18 protein-coding genes are annotated in these 20,909 nt (G+C 58.5%); 10 read left to right on the plus strand and 8 right to left on the minus strand.

The window, feature by feature from the left end; genetic code table 11:
- Nucleotides 1-109: 109 nt before the first annotated feature.
- From hpaD to ACN085_RS07025, 4 genes are all read right to left on the minus strand, one after another.
- A complete protein-coding gene (hpaD, locus tag ACN085_RS07010) occupies nucleotides 110-1,222 on the minus strand; it encodes a 3,4-dihydroxyphenylacetate 2,3-dioxygenase (RefSeq protein ID WP_419098878.1) in 1,113 nt (370 codons plus the stop codon).
- Nucleotides 1,223-1,295: 73 nt separating this feature from the next.
- Entirely contained in the window at nucleotides 1,296-2,801 is a 1,506-nt protein-coding gene (gene hpaE, locus ACN085_RS07015) for a 5-carboxymethyl-2-hydroxymuconate semialdehyde dehydrogenase (RefSeq protein WP_419111031.1), read from the minus strand.
- Nucleotides 2,802-2,845: 44 nt separating this feature from the next.
- Nucleotides 2,846-3,505, minus strand: coding sequence for a GntR family transcriptional regulator (locus ACN085_RS07020; RefSeq protein WP_419111032.1), 660 nt, complete (start codon nucleotides 3,503-3,505; stop codon nucleotides 2,846-2,848).
- A gap of 4 nt (nucleotides 3,506-3,509) precedes the next feature.
- A complete protein-coding gene (locus tag ACN085_RS07025) occupies nucleotides 3,510-4,988 on the minus strand; it encodes a fumarylacetoacetate hydrolase family protein (RefSeq protein ID WP_419111034.1) in 1,479 nt (492 codons plus the stop codon).
- Between the two features lie 173 nt (nucleotides 4,989-5,161).
- On the opposite strand from ACN085_RS07025, the gene ACN085_RS07030 reads away from it, so the two are divergent.
- The 4 genes from ACN085_RS07030 (at nucleotide 5,162) to ACN085_RS07045 (ending at nucleotide 10,580) form a co-directional block, all read left to right on the plus strand.
- Entirely contained in the window at nucleotides 5,162-5,548 is a 387-nt protein-coding gene (locus ACN085_RS07030; RefSeq protein ID WP_419111035.1) for a hypothetical protein, read from the plus strand.
- A 270-nt stretch (nucleotides 5,549-5,818) separates the two neighbouring features.
- Entirely contained in the window at nucleotides 5,819-7,693 is a 1,875-nt protein-coding gene (locus tag ACN085_RS07035; RefSeq protein WP_419105396.1) for an FAD-binding monooxygenase, read from the plus strand.
- A gap of 26 nt (nucleotides 7,694-7,719) precedes the next feature.
- Nucleotides 7,720-9,192 carry an APC family permease gene (locus tag ACN085_RS07040; RefSeq protein WP_419098872.1) on the plus strand — a complete coding sequence of 491 codons (1,473 nt, stop codon included), beginning with the start codon at nucleotides 7,720-7,722 and terminating at the stop codon, nucleotides 9,190-9,192.
- Between the two features lie 41 nt (nucleotides 9,193-9,233).
- Nucleotides 9,234-10,580, plus strand: a complete 1,347-nt coding sequence (locus ACN085_RS07045) for a flavin monoamine oxidase family protein (protein ID WP_419098871.1) — start codon at nucleotides 9,234-9,236, stop codon at nucleotides 10,578-10,580.
- 80 nt (nucleotides 10,581-10,660) lie between these two features.
- Here ACN085_RS07045 and ACN085_RS07050 read toward each other — a convergent pair whose 3' ends face one another.
- The 3 genes from ACN085_RS07050 to ACN085_RS07060 all read right to left on the minus strand — a co-directional run bounded on the left by ACN085_RS07050 (nucleotide 10,661) and on the right by ACN085_RS07060 (nucleotide 13,445).
- The gene (locus ACN085_RS07050) at nucleotides 10,661-11,044 is read right to left on the minus strand and encodes a hypothetical protein (protein ID WP_419098870.1); all 384 of its coding nucleotides are present in this window, start codon (nucleotides 11,042-11,044) and stop codon (nucleotides 10,661-10,663) included.
- A 94-nt stretch (nucleotides 11,045-11,138) separates the two neighbouring features.
- Complete coding sequence (locus tag ACN085_RS07055; RefSeq protein WP_419105395.1) at nucleotides 11,139-11,735, minus strand: hypothetical protein; 597 nt, start codon at nucleotides 11,733-11,735, stop codon at nucleotides 11,139-11,141.
- A gap of 156 nt (nucleotides 11,736-11,891) precedes the next feature.
- On the minus strand, nucleotides 11,892-13,445 hold the full coding sequence (locus ACN085_RS07060; protein ID WP_419111036.1) for a PLP-dependent aminotransferase family protein: 1,554 nt from the start codon (nucleotides 13,443-13,445) through the stop codon (nucleotides 11,892-11,894).
- Between the two features lie 396 nt (nucleotides 13,446-13,841).
- On the opposite strand from ACN085_RS07060, the gene ACN085_RS07065 reads away from it, so the two are divergent.
- From ACN085_RS07065 to ACN085_RS07080, 4 genes are all read left to right on the plus strand, one after another.
- The gene (locus ACN085_RS07065; protein ID WP_419111037.1) at nucleotides 13,842-14,438 is read left to right on the plus strand and encodes a hypothetical protein; all 597 of its coding nucleotides are present in this window, start codon (nucleotides 13,842-13,844) and stop codon (nucleotides 14,436-14,438) included.
- A gap of 200 nt (nucleotides 14,439-14,638) precedes the next feature.
- Complete coding sequence (gene pdxS / locus ACN085_RS07070; RefSeq protein WP_419111038.1) at nucleotides 14,639-15,553, plus strand: pyridoxal 5'-phosphate synthase lyase subunit PdxS; 915 nt, start codon at nucleotides 14,639-14,641, stop codon at nucleotides 15,551-15,553.
- 71 nt (nucleotides 15,554-15,624) lie between these two features.
- Nucleotides 15,625-16,203, plus strand: coding sequence for a pyridoxal 5'-phosphate synthase glutaminase subunit PdxT (gene pdxT / locus ACN085_RS07075; RefSeq protein WP_419105392.1), 579 nt, complete (start codon nucleotides 15,625-15,627; stop codon nucleotides 16,201-16,203).
- A 128-nt stretch (nucleotides 16,204-16,331) separates the two neighbouring features.
- Nucleotides 16,332-17,426, plus strand: coding sequence for a YeiH family protein (locus ACN085_RS07080; protein WP_419111039.1), 1,095 nt, complete (start codon nucleotides 16,332-16,334; stop codon nucleotides 17,424-17,426).
- A 251-nt stretch (nucleotides 17,427-17,677) separates the two neighbouring features.
- On the opposite strand, the gene ACN085_RS07085 is transcribed toward ACN085_RS07080, so the two are convergent.
- A complete protein-coding gene (locus ACN085_RS07085; protein WP_419105390.1) occupies nucleotides 17,678-19,192 on the minus strand; it encodes a phospholipase D-like domain-containing protein in 1,515 nt (504 codons plus the stop codon).
- Between the two features lie 319 nt (nucleotides 19,193-19,511).
- Between ACN085_RS07085 and ACN085_RS07090 the strand changes: the two genes are divergently transcribed.
- Both ACN085_RS07090 and ACN085_RS07095 read left to right on the plus strand, forming a co-directional pair.
- Nucleotides 19,512-20,084: a TetR/AcrR family transcriptional regulator gene (locus tag ACN085_RS07090; protein ID WP_419111040.1), complete on the plus strand. Its 573-nt coding sequence runs from the start codon at nucleotides 19,512-19,514 to the stop codon at nucleotides 20,082-20,084.
- A 53-nt stretch (nucleotides 20,085-20,137) separates the two neighbouring features.
- On the plus strand, nucleotides 20,138-20,909 hold a 772-nt coding region (locus ACN085_RS07095), incomplete at its 3' end, for a YhgE/Pip family protein (RefSeq protein ID WP_419111041.1).

Here is a 20,909-nt window from a genome sequence, read left to right on the forward strand (position 1 = left end):
AACTGGCTGGGTCTGGCGTGAATTGGGACGAGCGCTCCGCGCGAGTCCCAAGAGGCTTAGTTGGCTAGAGCATATCCCTCAAGCACCGAACTTATTGTATTTTCGGTCTTTAGAGCTGGTGGCCCAGCTTGTATTCACCCTTCTTCCAGTCAGGCATGGATTCCTCACCCTCATCTGAGCGGGTGTAAGAGAAGCCGTCTGCGCCGATGGTTTGTTCCAGTTCAGAATCATCGGTGCGCTCTACCAGGGGCACCAGGTTGCCGTCCAAGTCGAGGACGCGGGAGGCATCGGTGTACCAGGAGGGCACGACCGGGGTGCCCCACCAGTCACGGCGCTGGTTATCGTGGACGTCCCAGGTCACGCGGGGGTTGTCGGGGTCACCGGTGTAGTAGTCCTGGGTATAAATCTCAACGCGGTGACCGTCCGGGTCGCGCAGGTAGAGGTAGTAGGCGTTGGAGACACCGTGGCGGCCGGGGCCGCGCTCAATGTGATCGGACAGGCGTAGGGCACCGAGCTTATCGCAGATGGCGATAATGTTGTGCTTCTCGTGGGTTGCGAAGGCCACATGGTGCATGCGGGGGCCGTCACCGCCGGTCATGGCGGTATCGTGCACGGTGGGTTTGCGGCGCATCCAGGCGGCGTAGGCAGTGCCGGCCTGGTCCTGAATGTCTTCGGTGACGCGGAAACCTAGATCTTCCATGTAGGAGATAGCCCGGGGCACATCCGGGGTGACCTGGTTGAAGTGGTCCAGGCGGACGAGGGCACCGGGGGTGTGCAGTTCGTAACGCCAGGCCAGGCGCTCGACGTGTTCAACATCGTAGAAGAACTCGTAGGGGAAGCCCAGGGGGTCAAGGACGCGTACGGAATCGCCTAGTCCTTTGACGAAGCCTTCTTTCTTCCTGCGGACCTCACAGCCGCGGGATTCATAGAACTTTTCGGCCTTATCCAGGTCCTCTGGGGTGCGGACCCGGTAGGAGAAAGCGGCAACAGCCGGGGTTTCTCCCTTGCGCAGGATCAGGTTGTGGTGGATGAACTCTTCTAGAGAGCGCAGGTAGATGGTGTTCTCGTCCTCTTCGGTGACGACAAGGCCCAGGACATCGACGTAGAAGTCGCGGGAGCGTTCCAGGTCGGTGACCACCAGCTCCATGGAGGCGCAGCGGACGATATCGGGGGCGTTCTCATCGGGTGTAATAACGGGGTAATCAACAAAATTGGGTGACATGGTTATGCTTTCTTTTCTTAGGCCCGGTGGCTTGGCATCCTCGCCAGGCTACCGGGCACCGGTGCTAACTGGCTTAGTTGGCTTGACCGAAGACGGGGTTGTGGACCTCGCCCAGGTTGATGTGTACGGCCTGCTGGTCGGTGTAGAAGTCGATGGAGCGGTAGCCACCCTCATGGCCCAGGCCGGAGGCCTTAACACCGCCGAAGGGGGTGCGTAGGTCGCGGACGTTGTTGGAGTTGAGCCAGACCATGCCTGCCTCTACTGCCTGGGAGAAGTTGTGGGCCCGCTGTAGGTTGGAGGTCCAGATGTAGGCGGCCAGGCCGTACTTGGTGTTGTTAGCCAGCTCTAGGGCTTCTTCATCAGTGTCGAAGGGGGTGATTGCAACGACGGGGCCGAAGATTTCTTCTTGGAAGATGCGGGCATCGGGGGCTACGTCGGCAAAGACGGTAGGCTCCACAAAGTTGCCTTGATCAAACCCTTCGGGGCGGGAGCCACCGGCGACCAGGCGGCCTTCACTCTTGCCGATCTCGATGTAGGACATGACCTTCTCGTAGTGTTCGGGGTGGACCAGGGCACCGACTTCGGTGGCCGGATCTGAGGGTAGGCCTACTTTGACGCGCTTGGCCTGGGCGGCGTAGCGTTCCACGAACTCATGGTAGATACTGCGCTGGACCAGGATGCGGGAGCCTGCGGTGCAGCGCTCGCCGTTGAGGGAGAAAACCCCGAAGATGGTGGCGTTAATGGCGGTCTCTAGGTCAGCGTCCTCAAAGACAACGGCCGGTGACTTACCGCCCAGCTCCATAGACAGGCCCTTGAGGTAGGGGGCGGCATTGGCGAAGATGATCTGGCCGGTCTTGGATTCGCCGGTGAATGAGATCAGGGGAACGTCCGGGTGTTTAACCAGGGCGTCTCCGGCGCTTTCACCGAAGCCGTTGACCAGGTTGAAGACACCTGCCGGCAGGCCGGCTTCCTCAAAGATTCCTGCCCAGAGGGAGGCTGAGAGGGGGGTAAATTCGGCGGGTTTGAGGACCACGCAGTTACCGGTGGCCAGGGCGGGGGCTAGCTTCCAGGATTCCAGCATGAAGGGGGTGTTCCAGGGGGTGATCAGGCCGGCGACACCGATGGGCTTGCGGTTGACGTAGTTGATCTGGCGGCCCGGTACTTTGAAGGAGTCGTCGGTTTGGGCCACGATCAGGTCGGCGAAGAAGCGGAAGTTCTCGGCGGCACGGCGAGCCTGGCCCTTGGCCTGGGTGATGGGTAGGCCGGAGTCGAAGGACTCCATCTGGGCTAGGGTTTCTTCACGGGATTCCACAATGTCAGCGATTTTCATGAGTACCCGGGCGCGCTCGCGTGGCAGCATGGTGGGCCAGGGGCCGCTGGTGAAGGCTTGGCGGGCGGCAGCTACGGCGGCCTCGATGTCCTCTTTCTTACCGCTGGCGGCCTGGATATAGGGCTGGTTGGTCACGGGGTTGAGTACGTCGAAGGTTTCGCCGTCTAGGGAGTCAACGAACTGACCGTTGATGTAGTGCTGGATTCGGTCGGGTAGACCTGCGGGGAGGGTGGTGTTGGGTGTGCTCACGGGCTAACTCCTTGGTGGTGTTGAATCTGAAGAATGAAAAATTTTTAGTGGGTGCTCTTGAGGTAGCTGGAGAGGGTCGCTTGACGGTGCTGGCGGGCAACGGTCTCAATCTCTTGTTCCTTGGCCCCGGATTCGATGAGGCTCAGCATGCGATTGTGCTCGCTGACAGACTCCTGGGCTCTAGCGGGTACAAAAGAGAAGGTTGATTCTCTCAGATGGCTGAGGCGGTCCCACTCAATGGCAACCAGCTCGAGGAGCCTGTCGTTGGGGCAGGCTGAGCAAAGGATCTGGTGGAAGCGGTAGTTGAGTTCGGTAAAGGCTTTGGGGTCAAAGTCTTCAAGGAGGGCCTCCATCTGGGTGTTCAGTTCCCGTGCTTGTTCGAGTTTCTGGGCACTCAGGTGGGGTGCTGAGTGGGCTGTAGCCCGCCCCTCTAAGAGGCCTAGCACCTGCATACTGTGGGTGTAGGCGGACTGGTCAACCATGGCAACCCGGGCACCTACGTTCCGCTCGAAGGTGGCTAGGCCTTCGGCTTCAAGGCGGCGGATAGCTTCACGCACCGGGACCACTGACATCTCTAATTCAGCGGCCAGACTCGAGAGGGTGAGCCTGTGGCCCGGGGCGAACTCTTGGCCGACTATTTTCTCTCGGATCCATTGGTAGGCGCTCTCCGCTTTGGACAGCCTAGCCCTTCTCTGGTGGCTCACAGGGCTATTCGCTTCCCTGCTGGGACTGGACGAAGGCCTGGTAGGCTTCCTTCCACTGTCCGGTGGGCGGGAAGAGCCCATCCACGGGGTTGCCTTGGGCTACGCGCTGGGCTACCCAGGCGTCTTCTTCTTCCTTAGCCTGGGCGGCGGCGGCTACCTCATCGACCAGATCTAGGGGGATCACGATAACCCCGTCATCATCACCTACGATGACGTCTCCCGGTAAGACGGTGGCGTTTCCGCAGGCTATGGCAACATCTGATTCCCAGGGGACGTGGCGGCGGCCCAGGACAGCCGGGTGGGGGCCCTGGCTAAAGACGGGCAGGCCGATCCTTTGGACTTCTGCGTAGTCGCGTACACCGCCGTCTGTCACAACACCGGCAGCTCCCCGGTGCTGGGCCCGCAGGGCTAGGATGTCGCCCAGGGTGCCTGACTGGGAGCTTCCCCGTGCCTCAATGACGATGACTTCCCCGGCTTGGACACTGTCAAAACAGCGTTTCTGAGCGTTGTAGCCGCCACCGTGGCTCTTGAAGAGGTCCTCACGGTTAGGGACAAAGCGCAGGGTTTTGGCGGTACCTACCAGCTTGGTTCCGGGGGTCTGGGGGTAGACCCCTTCAATCACAACGTTGTTGAGGCCGCGGGCTCGGAGCTGGGCCGAGAGGCCAGCGGTGGGTAGCTCCTGGAGCAGGGCGCGGGTTTCCTGGCTGAGGGCCGGCTTCTCTGGTAGGCCTGCTTCCTGGCGGGAGCCCCAGGCTTCTTCAACCTGGGTTTCGGTGGTGGCAGGCAGGTTGCCCAGATCCGGGTCAAAGTTCCCCTCCCCTTCGATAACGCGGGTGGAGAGCTTGCCGCTGGTGGGGGAACCGGGGGCAGTGGGGGCATCTACCTCCACCTCGACTAGGTCGCCGGGAACCAGCACCGAGGAACCTGCCGGGGTGCCGGTGAGAATAATGTCGCCGGGCTCTAGGGTCATATGCTGGGATAGATCTGCCACGAACTGGGCCAGGGGGAAGATTAGGTCTTGGTCGGTGGTTCCGCTTTCCTGGCGGAGTTGGCCGTTGACCCAGGTGCGCACACGTAGCTGGTCAGGTTGGACGGTAGAAGCATCAATGTAGTTAGGCCCTACCGGTGTGTAACCGTCACGGCCTTTGGAGCGCACGTTGGAGCCCTTATCGGCGGCCCGGTAGTCGTAGATTCCTAGGTCGTTAGCTGCGGTGATATGGGAGATGTGGTCCCAGGCCTGGCTCTGGCTGACCCAGCGGGCTTCCTTTCCTACAATCAGGGCGATTTCGCCCTCGAAAGCCAGTAAGTCGGTGCCTTGGGGGCGGGCTACTTCACCTGATCCGGTCAGGGAGCTGGTGGGTTTGAAGAAGTAGGAGGGGGTGGAGGGCCGGCGGCCTCGCTGGGCGGCTCGGGATTCGTAGGCCAGGTGCACAGCGATGATCTTGCCGGGGGCTGCGGGTAGGGGTGTGGGCTGATCTGCCATAGAGTCTCCTCCTCGAGCTCTGGTATTTCACCGAAAATCGTATATTATTTTCACACATTAGCAAGTAATCAGCGTCACAACAAGGGGGAGGGTAGCTAGCCTTCAAGCAGGCAAGCTAGTCCCCTCCACACAACAAAGCAAAAGCCTCGGCGCTTCTGTGCTTGAAAGGAAAAATGATGAAGGAGCCATACCTCATCGGAGTCTATGCAGCCGATGCTGGAATCAAAGGAGAATTATCCTACATCCTAAGGAAAGTCAGCGGGCGCCAAGGTTGCGCCCTCTGCGACATCACCCACGGCTACAATCCCCTGGGCAAGAAAGAGTGGAAAGAAGCCTGCCAGACCCTACCACTACCCCTGAGAACCCTGCACCTCAACCAAGGCACCCCCCAGCTCAAAACCCTGATACCAGATGAGCAGGCACCCGCTATCGCCTACATCTGCGGGGAAGAGTCCCGTATTTTAGTTACCTCCCAGGAACTCCAGGGCTGCAACAAGAACCCCCAGGCCCTCCTTGAACTCATCAAAAAGAAACTTTCTGACCTACACCCCACGGAATAGGCCCTTAGAAAGGCCCTGTAAAAGTTTAGTCACCAGAGCCTAGAAGGCCGTTCCTAGATCAGGGTAGGCCAGCACAGCCAGTAAGGGCAGCTCCCTCGGGCCTGGGCCAGCACTCCCTCAGTAAAAAGAGCACCTATCCCTTGTTGCCCGGTCTGGTATCGTATATGATTCAAATTAGTTACCGACATCACACCCCTGGGGGCTTGGGTCTTCCAACACACCCAAACTAAGGCGTACAAGGACGTACCCCAACACACCGTAAGGAGCAGTATGCACTTCCACCACAACGGTTATATTTCCCGCGATCCGCGCATCCAAGAAGCTGCTGGCTACGGCATCGACCGCCCCAGCGACCTGCCAGAAACAATGGATGTGCTCATCGTCGGCTCAGGCCCTGCCGGCATGATCGCCGCAGCCCAACTCTCCCAATTCCCCACCGTCAATACCCGCATCATCGAACGCCGTGAGGGCCGCCTAGAACTCGGGCAAGCTGACGGCATCCAGGCCCGCTCGGTCGAAACCTTCCAGGCCTTCCGTTTTGCCGAAGAGGTCATCCGGGAGGCCTACCACATCACCGAAATGAGCTTCTGGAAGCCGGACCCCCAAAACCCCCAAAACATTATTCGCGGTGCCCGCCCCGTCGATGACCCCCACGACATCAGCGAATTCCCCCACCTAATCGTTAATCAGGCCAGGGTGCTGGACTACTTCGCAGAATACGCCCGCAACTCCCCCGGCAGAATCACCCCCGACTACGGCATTGAATTTCTGGGGCTGAGCACCGACGAAAGCCAGGAATACCCCCTAGAAGTCCGCCTGTGCCACAGCGCTGGCCCCCAGCAGGGGCAGGAGTTTAGCGTGCGCACCAAATACATCATCGGCTGCGATGGAGCCCGCTCAGCTGTGCGCAAGGCCATCGGCCGCAAGCTGACCGGGGACGCCGCCAACCACGCCTGGGGCGTCATGGACGTCATCGTCAATACTGACTTTCCCGATTGGCGCATGAAGTGCGCTATCAGCTCAGCCCAGGGATCTATTCTGCATATCCCCCGAGAGGGTGGGCACCTGGCCCGGGTCTATGTAGACCTTGGCGAAGTCCCAGCAGATGATAACCACGCTGTACGTTCCACCCCCATCGAAGAGATCATTGACCGTGCCAACGCCATCTACCACCCCTATAGCATCGACGTTAAAGAGGTTGCCTGGCACTCGGTCTACGAAGTAGGCCACCGGCTGACAGATCACTTCGATGACCGCAGCACAGAAGAAACCCACCCGCGGGTTTTCATCACCGGCGATGCCTGCCACACCCACTCCGCCAAAGCAGGCCAGGGCATGAACGTCTCCATGCAAGATGGCTTTAACATCGCCTGGAAGCTGGGGCATGTCCTCAGCGGCCGGGCCCCCCAAGCCCTGCTCGAAACCTACTCGGAAGAACGCCAGGAAGTAGCCCAGGACCTGATCAACTTTGACAAAGAGTGGTCAACCCTCATGGCCACCAAACCCGAAGACCTCCCCAGCCCCGAATACCTCGAAGAGTTCTACGTCAAGACAGCCGAGTTCCCGGCCGGCTTTATGACCTGCTATAAGCCCTCTTTACTGACCGGTGGCACCGAGCACCAGCACCTGGCTGAAGGCTTCCCGGTGGGTAAGCGTTTCCGCTCGGCCCGGGTCAATCGGCGGGAGAATTCCTACCCCCGGCACCTGGGCCACGAGGCCACTGCCGACGGTCGTTACCGGCTCTACGTCTTTGCAGATGCAGCCCACCCCGCCGCAGAAGATTCTGCGGTACGAACCCTGAGCGACTTCCTCGTTTCGGACCCCCAATCACCTTTCGTGAAGTTCCGGGCCCAGGGCCAAGACTTTGACGCGCTCATTGAGCCCCTGGTGATTTACCAACAGGTCCACACCGAGTTTGAGGTCACCGATGTACCAGCGGCCTTCCGCCCGCTAGTTGGCCAGCACCAGGTGGAGTACTGGGAGAACATCTACTGCCGCCTGCCAGAAGAAGATATCTTTGAGCAACGCGCTATTAGCCGCGATGGTGCTGTCATCATCGTGCGCCCCGACCAGTATGTGGCCGCAGTGCTACCCCTCAATGACCTGCAGGGCATCAGCGACTACTTCAACGGAGTCTTCCAGTAAGACTACTCACAGATGGGAGGCCCCCAGTGCCCCAGAACCTTCAGCAGACCCGACCGGGCATAGGAACCACGGCCCTGGTCTTCATGATTATTGCGGCCTCGGCACCACTGACCGTGCTAGCCGGTGGAGTCCCCACCAACTTTGCTGTTGCAGGGATTCTGGGGGTGCCCCTGGGCTATCTAGCCATCGGGCTCATCATCTTGCTCTTCACCGTAGGCTACGTGGCCATGAGCCGCTCTATTTCCAACGCGGGGGCCTTCTACGCCTACATCACCGAAGGGCTGGGTAACCGCCAGGGAATCGCCGCTGCCATCTTGGCGCTGGTCTCCTATAACCTCATGCAGTGCGGCCTCTACGGGCTCTTTGGCTTCTCCCTGGCCGCCTTTCTCAGCACCCTCTTTGGCATCCACATCTCCTGGTGGGTCGCGGCCCTGCTGGGCTGGGTATGTGTAGGTTTGCTCGGAGTTGCCAGCATTGACCTGTCAGCAAAAATCCTGGGACTATTGGTAGCCCTCGAGTTCCTGGTAGTTATCATCGTCAGCGCCCTCGCCCTCACAGAGCCACCCGAGGGGATCTCTAGCCAGACCATCGAGCCACAGGATTTTTTCACCACCGGCATCGGAGTTCTCTTAGCCTTTAGCATTGCCGCTTTTATGGGCTTTGAATCCGGTGCTATCTATTCAGAAGAGGTCAAAGACCGCAAACGAACTGTTGCTAGAGCAACCTACATTGCAGTGACCCTCATTGCCCTCTTCTACGCTGGCACGGCATGGGCTTTTGCCATGGGAGTAGGGCCAAGCGCCATCATCGCTCAGGCTCAGGAATACGGGCCAGATCTGGTTTTTGTCTGGCTGGCTGAACGCTCACCCGCCCTGGCACACACCGCTAACGCTCTCTTCATCACCAGTCTTTTTGCCGCCCTGCTGGCCTTCCATAATGCTGCTGCCCGCTATTTCTTCTCCCTGGGCAGGTCACGCGTGCTGCCAGGCCTACTAGGGCGGGCGAGCACATCAGGTTCCCCCCTCTACGGGTCAGCTCTACAGACCGTCCTAGCCCTACTGGTCCTGCTGATCTTTGCCGTCCTGGGCCAAAACTCTGAGCACGGGGAGCTCTACCCGGTACTGACCCTCTTTACCTGGTTCACCAACGCGGCAGCCTTTGGGCTGGTCTTTCTACTGACCATCACCTCAGTAGCAGTCATCTGCTGGTTCGCCCGCAATCCAGCCGACCATTCCCTCTGGGTGCGCCTCATAGCCCCCGGAGTCTCGGCGCTGGCCCTTGCGGTAGTTGCCTTCCTCATTCTCTGGAACTTTGACATCATGATCGGCTCCCAAGACGGCTCCCCCCTGGTCTATGTCATGCCAGCAGTCATCATGGGCTCCGGGGTACTGGGTTTGGCCTGGGGCCACTACCTCAAACACCGCAGGCCCGATGTCTACCAGGCCATCCGCCACCTTGACCATCAGGAATCAACAGACCCCGGTAGCCAGCCCTCATGAGGCTCAGGCTACTGAGGTGCCACAGAAAGAAGGTCCCCACCATGACCACACAAAAAGTAGCAGTAATTGGAGCTGGCTTCGCCGGCCTAGTGACCGCCCGAGAACTTCAAACCCTGGGCTACCAGGTGGAAGTTTTTGAAGCCCGGAACCGCATCGGGGGCAGAGCCTGGACGGAAAACCGCATGGGTCAAGACCTGGAACTAGGTGCCACCTGGGTCCACTGGATGCAACCCCATATTTGGGCTGAGATTACCCGCTACCAGCAGACCATCTACCCCAGCCCCTCAGACTGTGATGCCTACTGGGTCAGCCAGGGGCAGGTCATTTCAGGTACTGAAAGTCAGATGGATGCCCGCCTTGCTAGGCCACAGGCAAAAATCTTTGAAGGTTCTCGTGACTTCTTCCCCAACCCCCAAGACCCCCTGGCCATCCTGAGGCCCGATTCAAAGGCCTCAGAGCAGTTGCAAGAAGCCTTCCTCAAGGCGGATCAAGACAGTGTTCTTGACCCTCTCGAAGAGGGAGATTTCAGCCAGGAAGAGAAGGATCTGTGTAACGCCTACTGGTCTGCTGGTTACATCGGCAACCCCCACCAGGGGTCATCACTGATGGCTAAGCAGTGGGCGGCTCTGAGCGACCACCGTCTCTCGCTCATGGATGAACAGACCCTCCGTTTTAAACTGACCAATGGTATGCAAGGTATCTACCAGGCTATTGCTCAAGACCTCACCTGCCCTATCCATTTAGAGACCCCGGTCAAAAAGGTGGAGCATAGCGACCAGCAGGTGCGCTTAACCCTAGAAGATGGCCGGCTGGTCGAGGCGGATGCCGTCGTAGTTACCGTCCCGCTGGGGGCGCTAGGCAACCTGACTTTTTCACCTGAGCTACCGGGTAAAATTCCTTCTCTGATCCAGCAGAAGTGGAACTCCACCGGTTGCAAGATTTGGATTAAAATCAAGGGCCATCATAAGATTCTGGGCTACGCCCCTAGCCCCGCAAAGATTAATGTCTTCCGCAGCGAGTTCTTTCTGGACGACGGCACCACCATTTGCGTAGGTTTTGGCTCCGATCACAGCCAGGTAGACCTCAACAGCCTTGAGGATGCCCAAGAAATCCTCAACCAGTGGCGCCCCGACCTTGAAGCTATCGACTGCACTGGCCATGACTGGGTCGATGACCCCTGGAGCGGACAAGCCTGGGCCACCTTGAAGAAGGGGCAATTTACCGATGGCTGGCACCATTTCGAACAGGATATGGGCCGCATCTACTTTGCTGGGTCCGACTATGCTCGCGGCTGGCGAGGTGTGGTAGTAGACGGAGCCATTGAAACCGCCTACCGCACCAGCCGTAAGGTAGCCCACGATCTAGGTTCTGCCGCTCAGGAATCCTAGGATCTAGCGCCAGCTGAAAATATGCACTTAGTGCCTTCCACTAGCGACTGGCCCTATCTGCCTCTGACCGGCAGGTAGGGCTAGTTCTTTTTGTTGGCCTCGTCGATACGCTGGGCCAGGCGTTCTTTTTCCTCAGCTTCTCGGCGTTTGGCTTCGGCTTCACGGCGGGCGCGTGCCTCGGCGTAGAGCTTGGCGGAGGAACGGTTAACACCGGTACCTTGGCCCAAGGAGGGGTCATTGGGTTTTTCCACCAAGATAAGGGTGGCGCACATGACCAGGGTGACCACAAAAACAGCACCGCCGATGGTCAGCGCCAAAACGAACTGAGGCCGGTTGGCCGTACCGCCGGTAGCAAAAATAAAGGTGCAGGCAAAGGCAACAGCTGCTAGTACCGCCGCGATAATGAGCGGGCCGGTCACCTGCGCCTTAAACCCTGACCGGGTTGGTTCACTCTTCTGAGCCACAGACTTCTTCCTCCTGAATTGGTAGTCCCACCAGTCTACGGGGTGGCCAAGGGTTTTATGCGCCCCGCCACCGCTAGGGTCACAGGTAGCCCTGCTAGGGCTCCTGGGGTTTGTTTGCCTGAGCGCGCAGAGTAAGCGCCCCGATCAGCACAAAAACACCTGCTAGCAGGGCACCGCCACCGGCGGTTCCCATAATGGCCTTGTCTCCGATCTCTGAGACCACCGGTAGGGCGGCCGCAGACAGAGTGATGATCAGGCCTTCCAGCTGCCAGTCACGGGCGGCAGGGTTCCACTCTTGAGAGCGCATACCGGCTAGAACTTTAAGAACACCGGTCAGGCCAAGAACCAGGGCCCCTATGAGGGTGAGCCAGAACTCCCCGCGCGGCGCCAGAAGCATCAGAGCGCCACCGGCGGCTTGAACTAAGGCTATTGAAGTAAACCCCTGGGCAGAAACCCTGTCCCCGGCAGGAGCAAGCGCACGCGCCGTCAGGTAGGAGGCTCCCGCATAGCCCAGCAGGTAGAGCGCCAGCATTATAGTAATGACCGTCAGGGTCGGGGCCTGCCAAAAAACGGTAACCAGCCCAAAGACCAGGAAGACCAGGGCCTGAACCAGGGTAGGGCTTGCAAGTGCCCCGGCCAGTAGCCGGTCGGTGGGGTGGAGCTCAGATTTGTTCTTAGGTTCCTCAATCACCCTCTTAGTCTACCGCCCTCCCTCGACTCTGTGGCCTGGAAGATAGCACAGGCTTAGCTACGAAGATATTCCCACCCAGGGGATGAGTAGCTCTCTGGGACTGAGCAGAAGGGCCGACAGGCCAGGGTAAATCTCTGAAGACATCAACAGGCTCTCTTAGACTGAAGGGCGCATCAAGATAAAACGCAGGCGCTCTAGAGCAAGAGCAAGGTCCTGGTCCTTAAGGGCACCAAACCCTAAAACTAGCCCTTGCGAGTGCTCTAACCCCAGGGGAGAGCCAGGGGACAGCTCACTTTCCTGGGACCAGTAGTCGCTCAGAGGGGCCAGAACTACCCCCATCTCACGGGCTCGCTCCAAGGCACAGGTCTCAGTGAGCCCTCCCTGCCCCGGCAGGATCAGCATGGCGTGCAAACCACCTTCCATCAGAACCAACTTCACTCCGGGAATCTGCCCTAGAGCCTCACGAACAAGCTCCCGCCTCCGTCGGTAGACCCTACTCATCCGGGCAGTATGGCTTCGCAGCCCGCCCCGGGCCAGAAAATGAGCTAGAGCATCTTGAACCAGGCAGGGCACGGGGTTACCCAGAGTATCCCGAAGATCCAGTAATTCTTGAGCTAGCTGCGGGGGTGCTAGAAGGTAACCCAGCTTAAGACCGGGAGCTAGCAGCTTAGAAAAGGAACCTAGGGTAAGGACTCGACCCTGCTGGCTCTGCCTACCAGAAACTAGTTGGGAAGATAGCAGGGGGGAACGGTCAAGAGCGGCCAGGGTGGGCAGAGGATCACCTCGGTAGCGCAGTTCGGAGTCATAATCGTCCTCCACGAGGAGCACTTGCTGCTCCGCAGACCAGGCAAGTAAATCCAGGCGACGGCTCACCGGCATGGAGGTGCCCAAGGGGTACTGGTGGTTAGGTGCCAGCAAGACTAGATCCGGGCGATCTTTACCGACAGGTAAGCAGTCCGGAATCAGACCGCAGGAATCAACCGGTATAGGGATGATCTGGTGCCCAAAGGTTTGGGGGATTTTACGCAAGTTAGGGTAACCGGGATTTTCCACTGCCACCCTCAAGGGGCGCTTACGCTGCCGAGCACGCAGAGCCGTAAGAAGCAGGCGAAAACCCTCCCTGGCACCAGCGGTTATCAGTAGCTCCTCTGGGTCCCTGTAGGTGGCCCGTATGAGCCTCAGGTGCTCTGCCAACTCTGAGCGTAGGGCTAGCGACCCAGCCGGGGGGTGGCTGCTCAGAGGGGCTGCCACGGCGGTTCGCCAGGCCGCTCGCCAGCTGGCGCTGGCCAGCAGGGAGGTATCGGGTTGACCGGGCCTCAGGTCAAAAAAGTTGCCCTGAGGGGGGCTTGTTTCTGGCTGCTGGACTTGGACGCTAGCTGGCCCTGGGATGAGATATTCTTGGCCGGCGCCGGAGGGTTGAGCAGGATCTTGGGGCCAGTGAGCCAGTAGTGTGCGTGAGACCCGCGTTCCGCCACGATTACTTGACAGGTACCCCTCACCGGTCAGCTGTTCATAGGCAAAGACCACTGTGCCCCGTGAAACCTCTAACTGGTGGGCTAGCGTCCTGCTAGATGGCAGGTGGTCACCGGCCCTGAGGCGGCCAGAGACAATCAGCGCGCGGATCTGCTCAGCGATCTGGGTGTGTAAGGAGAGCCCTGTGCCCCTGCTCAGGCTAAGGGGGAGGTATTCATCCCCTGAGTATTGAGCCACGTAACCCCCTTCTGCTCTTCCCTTCTCTAGTGTATCGGCAGATAGGAACCCTAGAGATAACTACTCAGCGAACCTGGGTAGTAGGTGCTAAAGGGTCAGAAGATGACACTTCCTGGCTCCTTCCCCCTGGGCCCAGTGAGGTGCTGGGGGTCTCTTAAGGGGCCTGCCCTTATTCCCAGGCTGCGGATACGAACTCGGCAGGATTCTGAGCCCCCAGCCCTGTTTGCTATATCTGTAAATATGGCTCCTATTAGGCATTACAGATGCAAAGAATAATTTATTATTTGTTGCCAACATCTCACCGAGAGATGCCTATCTCCATTACCCGAACCAGAAGGAGCTGATAGCATGGGCCAAACACCTTAAACCATCCTAAATATCTCTAAGCAGGTAAAGATGTCCTCCCCCACCCCTCATGTTAGCCGCCGGGCCTTGGCCTGGTCCGCACCCATGGTCCTAGCATCCGCCAGCATCCCGGCCTATGCCGCTTCTACCCGCGAGAAGCAGCCCGCTGTCAGCGGCAACGGTCACGCCTACCACAATTCAGATCAGGACGCTAACTACGACGGCAGTAAGCGCTACTGGCTGACTACCTTCGATGAGCGAAATCCATACAGCGTAGCTGTTTACTTCACCATTCCTACAGATATCATCACCAACGTAGCGGTGACCTACTGGCTACCAGAAGATAATCTGCAGTTCACTAGCGTAAAGTCCAATGGCTGGGCCACCCCTACCCGCGACTACACCCAGGGTAACGTGGTCACACGTCAAGGTATTACAGAATACGCTTACACCTCCTACTACCAGGGAAGTCTGGCAGCCAGGAAGGGCACCACGCCCTTCCCAAGCTACCTCTTTGTTGCAACCGGCCAAGATGATCGTGACTGGAGCACTTTGAGGGTTAAATACCGTTATAAGTACACCGCCACCGTTAACGGCCAGGAAAGCATGAAATCACCAGATCAGTACTTCTACCGCCCCGAAGCCTAAAAAGTTCCCAGGTTTACAGCGAACCCCTCCCAGGCCAGGCACTCCAGTCTCACCCCCAGAGACTAAGTGCCTGGCCTGGAGTTTGAGAGGGGCAGAAAATCCAGGCCTGGGGTAAACCCAGGCCTTAAACTATCTGGTCTAAAAAGAATGTGTTTGTCTGGACCTTTCCCTAGACCAGATCTGGGCGCAGACTGGTCACCATGACTGAAAAAACAACCGAGACCGCAAACACCGGCTCACCCCTTGTTAAGCGCGGCCTGGCCGACATGCTCAAAGGCGGCGTCATCATGGACGTTGTCACCCCCGAACAGGCCAAAATCGCTGAAGATGCTGGCGCTGTTGCCGTCATGGCCCTTGAACGCGTGCCCGCCGACATTCGCGCCCAGGGCGGTGTTGCCCGCATGAGTGACCCCGATATGATTGAGGGCATTATCGATGCTGTCTCAATCCCCGTCATGGCTAAAGCCCGTATCGGGCACTTCGTCGAAGCCCAGATCCTAGAGCACCTCAAGGTCGATTACATTGACGAGTCTGAGGTGCTCTCCCCCGCCGACTACGTCAACCACATTGACAAACACACCTTTAAGGTTCCTTTTGTCTGTGGCGCCACCAACTTGGGCGAGGCGCTGCGCCGCATCACCGAAGGTGCAGCCATGATCCGCTCTAAGGGTGAAGCAGGCACAGGGGATGTCTCCGAAGCCACCAAACACATTCGCACCATCAAGACCCAGATCGCTGAGCTTCAGGCTCTGCAGGCCACGTCCCCCGACTTGCTCTACGTCAAGGCCAAAGAACTGGCCGCACCCTACGAGCTGGTCCTTGAAGTAGCCCGCACCGGCAAGCTCCCCGTAGTCCTCTTTACTGCAGGCGGCGTTGCCACCCCAGCCGATGCTGCCATGATGATGCAACTAGGCGCAGACGGTGTCTTTGTGGGTTCGGGCATCTTCAAATCCGGCAAACCAGAAGCCCGCGCCAAGGCAATCGTGAAAGCCACCGCCTTTTACAATGACCCCGAGCAGGTTACCGCAGCCTCACGTGGCCTAGGTGAAGCCATGGTCGGCATCAACGTTGCCGACCTGCCCGCACCGCACCGCCTGGCAGAACGCGGCTGGTAAGCCTAGGGGGTGGGGTAACTACGCCCCACCCCTAGCATCTATTACTTTGCCGGGGTAGCGAAAGGGAATCCATGACTTTAACCGTTGGTGTTCTGGCCCTCCAGGGCGGAGTGGCCGAGCACGTCAAGCTCCTAGAGACGCTGGGGGTGAACACTCTGCTGGTCAAAAAACCGGAGGAACTGCAAAGGTGCGATGCCCTGGTACTACCCGGTGGGGAATCAACCACTATCGACAGGCTCACCCGTATCTTTGGCCTACGCCAACCCCTCATTGACGCTATCGGCGCTGGCCTGCCCACCCTGGGCACCTGCGCCGGGCTGATCCTTCTGGCCAAAGACCTTGAGGGCACAGCCGCTGACCAGCAAACCCTGGGTCTGCTCGATGTCACCGTTGCCCGTAATGCTTTTGGCTCCCAGATCGATTCGGCGGAAGCTGAGCTTGCCTGGTGCCAGCAAGAAACCCCGCTGAGGGCAGCCTTTATCCGTGCACCTGCGATTACACGAACAGGCCCCGAGGTAGAAGTCCTAGCCACCTACCGCAAGAAAATAGTAGGCGTCCAAGAGGGCAAACTACTGGGCATCTCCTTCCACCCCGAGCTGACCGGGGACACCACAGTCCACCGCCGTTTACTGGAACTTACCACCGCCTAGCCCTTACCGGGGCACTCCCCGGAATAAAAGGGTTGAGGTTCTAGGGGTGTCAAGAGTAGCTAAGGAAAGGGGAGGGATTTCATTCTGCAGGCCAACTCAGAGGGCTCAAGGCAGTCTAAACTAAAAGCATGAGCTTGCCAGACCCCACAATCCACCGCAGAGCCACCCCTCGCGCTGGCCTAGCGTCCCTCCCTAAGCTCCTACCGGGGCTAGTCCTAGCGGTGGGCCTAGCCCTAGTTGCCTACCTTCTGACCCTTATGCCCGGTCTCAAGCTGGTCAGCACCCTACTTCTGGCCATAGTTCTGGGAATAGCTGCCCGCAATATGGGCCTCTTACCCCAAACTGCTCAGGCTGGCTTGACCTTTGCCTCCAAGAGCCTGTTACGGCTGGGCGTTGTCCTCCTGGGTCTTCGTCTGTCTCTGCCAGATGTATTTTCACTGGGGTTCGGGGCCCTACTGACCATACTTCTGACAGTTGCAGGGACCTACCTGGTGGCTATCATCTTGAGGCGCTACCTTGCTTTGGCCCCCACTACCGCCCTTCTGACCACCACCGGCACTGCAATCTGTGGCGCTTCGGCAATTGCCGGTATCTCGGCGGCTCTACCCCCAAAAGCCCAAGACCCAGACGATGAAACAGTGGATAACGCGGCCCTCACGGCCTTGGCTGTCATTACCCTCTGCGGCACTTTGACTATGTTTGCCTTACCGGCCCTGGTCGGTTTTTTGCCCCTTACACCTCTGCAGGCTGGGGTATGGTTAGGTGCTTCTATTCATGAGGTGGGGCAGGTAGTAGCGGCGGGGGGCTTTATTAGCCCAGAGGTGACCGATATTGCTACGGTAAGCAAGCTGGGCCGGGTAGTTCTTTTGGCCCCTATTGTGGCTCTGGTAGGTTATGGCCAGAGTAGGCAGGCCCAGAGGAAGACCTCGCAGGCTAAGAGTCACAGACCACCCCTACTGCCCCTCTTTGTGGTGGGGTTTATCGTGGCTATCGTGCTCAGGTCAGTGCTGGCGTGGAGCGGCTTGGATCAGCCCCTTGGCCCGCTCCTGGCTGGACTCAATACCTTCACCACTTTTATTTTGGCAGTAGCCATGGCCGCTCTGGGCACGGCAGTCAATCTCAAATCCACCCTCTCCGCTGGTGGTCCGGCTCTCCTCTTTGGCCTCATCCTCTCTGGGGCAACTGCCTCCATAGCCCTTGGGCTTACTCTCTGCCTGGTCTAACCCTCGGAATAGCCACCCGGTATCTACCCACCACTCACTCTCAGCTCTTGCACCGGCAGTTGGCCTGCAGCGAAGATGCAGGTATGACCCGGACTGGGTGTGGCTGGTGGTCTTATCGCTTGTCGCGCTCTTCTTGAGCAACTGCACCATCTTGGCATTCCTTGCCTAAAGTAGTTGTGCAATTACTAGGCCCCAGCCGTCCACCAAACGCAAAAATTCTTTTATTCCACGCAGTTCAGCTTAAGAAGTCTCTAGAAGGTACCCAGACCGGTAGCCTCCTGAAAGCGATAAACCAGCTTGTGCAAGGCAGAGCGCAAGGCCCCAGGCTCCTCACGCCCTTCATAGGGCAGACTCAAGAGAGCTGGCCTGCCAGCAACCGGCTCATTCCTCCACATCAGTGACCAATAGGCAGTAAACTCCTGAGCCAAATGGGCATCGATAGGTGCCACCAACCTCAGGTCAGTCTCCAGGTTGTAATTACAAATATTTCGGCGGGTAAAATTACCCGATCCAGCCAGCAGCTCGAAGATACCGCCGCCCTCCCCCTTTCGGTAGGTCGCTAAGTACTTAGGGTGAAACTGCTCCCCACTGGTGGCATACCACCGCACCTGCACCCCAGCGCCTTGCAGTTCGCGGGCTACAGGCAGGGCCGGCAGCCCCGTCTTCTTACGCCCAAAAGCATCAAGGTTCAGATCAAGCAGGGCCTGCACCTGAACTCCGCGCTGAGCGGCAGCTTTGAGCTCCCGCACCACTGATCTCTCAGCAAGATAAAACATTCCCAGACAAATCTCTCCACCGGGCTCTACTGCTCGCACCATCTGGCAGGCTACCCGCCGGATAGCTCCTTCGGTGACCAGTTGAACTCTCACCGGCTCATGGTCTTCTGAGCTTTGGCCGCTCCTGTCGCGCAGGCCTTGGGTGAGCACCTGCTCGAACCTGTCAAAGACCTCACCCTGCCCACCCGAGAGGGTATAAATAGCGCGTTCACTGGCTAAAATATCGGCCAGAACGGGGCCCGTCACCAGCAAACCTAGGTTAGAGTTAGGGGCCGAAGCGTCATGGGGATTAGCTGAGCTGACAAGGGCCTCTCGCTCACTAAGCGCCAGCTTGCGGTGATTGGCTTTGAAATTGAAGAGACGAGCATAGGCGTTAGGGCTCACCCTAGGACGCCCAGGAGCCAAGACGTTAGGCAACCCTGCAGGAAGTTCGGGCAGACGGGCCAGGAAGGTGCGATAGAAAGCCGAGTAGATCGGGTTGGAGTCAGCCAGAGCATCTAGATCGGTCATCACCACCTGCACCCCAGCATCAGCTAGCTGCTCCAGGTGAGGTAGGGAGTAGCTACCGTAGAAAGTATTAATGGGGTCGGTAATAAAAATGATAGGCAGTTCAGGTGCCTGTGCCCGCTTGTTAACCAGGGCCCTAGTCACCCGCTCAGCAAGCCGCGGGTAGCCACCCTCTGGCCCACGGGTACGGTCGTAGTCAGAGTTGAAGAGGAAGAGGTCTAAGACCAGGAAGTCTTGGGCACGCTCGATCAGGCCCTCAAGGGCGGCAAAGATGGACTGCTCCGAAACAGTAGTACCCTCTTGCTGGTAGGTCAGGTCAGCCAAAAGCTGGGTGTAACCCGAGGGATGACTCCGACCCTCCAAGCTGAGCCCTTTAGCTAAAGGTTTACGGGCTTGCCGGTAGCCGGTGAGAGCGGTAGTGACGCAAGCGCCTGCGACAAGGGTGGTGGTTGCGGTGAGGGCGTAGCGGGTGAATGTGCTCATAGTTCTAATCTACCGGGTCTCCGCTAGCGGGTAACCGGCCAGCCTGTTGGCTGAAACTCAAAGGCGCACCAGCCAGCTGGCTAGGGCTAACGTGAATTCCCGTGCGGGCGCTAACGAGCCAGGCAAGAAACAGGCTTGCCAGTACTCTACCTACCCAGCGAAAAGGAAGACTTCAGGGGCGGGCATTTGAGGTAGCGGTTGCAGTCTTGAGCACCCCTGGCTCACAGAAACTGTCCTATATCACACCCCAGCCCCTTGCCGATTTCCCTCACAGGCGTAAACTTTACATCTGTAAGAAAAATACTGTGGAGAGAAGCCCGTGACCCTAGACCCCCGCCCCGCCCGTAGTCGCACAGCCCTTGTCGAGGCCACCATCAAGGCCCTGAACACCCCAGAACCAGCAAGCCTTAATATCACCGACCTGGTCAAGGCCGCAGGAGTCAGCCGCCCCACCTTCTACCAATACTTCTCAGACATCAACACGCTCATTCACACTGCCGCGCTGGAAAAGCTAGATACCGCCCTCAACTCGCTCCCCGAGGCAGACCCCACCGACCCAAGCACCCTCATCACAAGCGCAGCTAGCACCAGCCTGCTCACCGCACTCCAAGCAGATGCAGTCTTCTTCCGCAATGTCTTAGACACCTCCGGCAACTCATCTCTGGTCGAAGAGCTCGTTACCTTCCTGACCCATAGACTCCTGCTCCGAGGCTCTGCTACCGAACAACCCAAGACCACAAATAGGCCTCTCACCAGTGACTACGCCCAGTTTATCGCCGCCGGGGCCGCCTGGTTAACAGTGCGCTGGCTCAGAACAGACTTCACCGGCCCCAACACCGCCCAGGCCATGGGCCAGCGCCTGTCCGCCATGATCCAAGCGGCTACCAGCTAACCCCCCTTAGTTTTCCCCTCTCCCCAACCTTAAAAAGAAAGTAGGTGAACCCGGTGCCTTCAACACGAACCAAACACCCCGCCCTAAAGCGCACATCAGGCCCCATGAAATACCTGGTACTCCTGGCAGTTATTATTATTCCTTCCATCTACGCAGGTATTCTCACCTGGGCTAACTACGACCCCACCGGTACCATCGATGCCGTACCGGCCGCTATCGTCAATCAGGACAAGGCTGCCACCACACGCACAGGCCAAGAACTGACCCTCGGTGACGACCTCACCCAAGAACTACTTACTAAGGACAGCACCAGTAATTTTGACTGGTCAGTCATGGATGCTGACCAAGCACGGAGCGAGCTCGAAAACGGTCGGGTTCAGGCAGTTTTGACCATTCCAGCTGACTTCTCAGCCAACGTCTCATCCCTGTCCGAAAACTCTTCAGATGCAGCCCGCAAAGCCAAACTAGATATTGCCACCAACGACGGCTCTAACATCATCTCCGGCAATATCGCTAGCTCACTTGGGACAGCAGTTACCGACGCACTGGCCCATAAGGTATCCACAGAATACTTGAGCAAGATTTACGCGGGCTTCACCAATATCCACGACTCCCTGGGGGAAGCTTCCGACGGTGCCCAAAAACTGGCAGACGGCTCAAGCTCAGCAGCCCAAGGCAGTAAGGAGCTAGTCGTAGGGCTCACCGACCTAAAATCAGGAACAGACTCACTAGCCAGCGGGACCTCATCCCTAGCTCAGGGCGCCAGCAAGGTTGACCAAGGCGCCTCATCCCTCTCCCAAGGCGCATCATCCCTAGCTCAGGGCA

This window comes from Rothia sp. P4278, from assembly GCF_048512945.1.
In the GTDB taxonomy this organism is placed as follows: Bacteria; Actinomycetota; Actinomycetes; order Actinomycetales; family Micrococcaceae; genus Rothia.

Coding starts and splice junctions, on each gene's coding strand:
- ACN085_RS07045 (WP_419098871.1), top strand. CDS start 9,234: ATGACCACACAAAAAGTAGCAGTAATTGGAGCTGGCTTCGCCGGCCTA.
- pdxT (WP_419105392.1), top strand. CDS start 15,625: ATGACTTTAACCGTTGGTGTTCTGGCCCTCCAGGGCGGAGTGGCCGAG.
- ACN085_RS07035 (WP_419105396.1), top strand. CDS start 5,819: ATGCACTTCCACCACAACGGTTATATTTCCCGCGATCCGCGCATCCAA.
- ACN085_RS07080 (WP_419111039.1), top strand. CDS start 16,332: ATGAGCTTGCCAGACCCCACAATCCACCGCAGAGCCACCCCTCGCGCT.
- ACN085_RS07065 (WP_419111037.1), top strand. CDS start 13,842: ATGTCCTCCCCCACCCCTCATGTTAGCCGCCGGGCCTTGGCCTGGTCC.
- ACN085_RS07085 (WP_419105390.1), bottom strand. CDS start 19,192: ATGAGCACATTCACCCGCTACGCCCTCACCGCAACCACCACCCTTGTC.
- ACN085_RS07025 (WP_419111034.1), bottom strand. CDS start 4,988: ATGGCAGATCAGCCCACACCCCTACCCGCAGCCCCCGGCAAGATCATC.
- pdxS (WP_419111038.1), top strand. CDS start 14,639: ATGACTGAAAAAACAACCGAGACCGCAAACACCGGCTCACCCCTTGTT.
- hpaD (WP_419098878.1), bottom strand. CDS start 1,222: ATGTCACCCAATTTTGTTGATTACCCCGTTATTACACCCGATGAGAAC.
- ACN085_RS07030 (WP_419111035.1), top strand. CDS start 5,162: ATGATGAAGGAGCCATACCTCATCGGAGTCTATGCAGCCGATGCTGGA.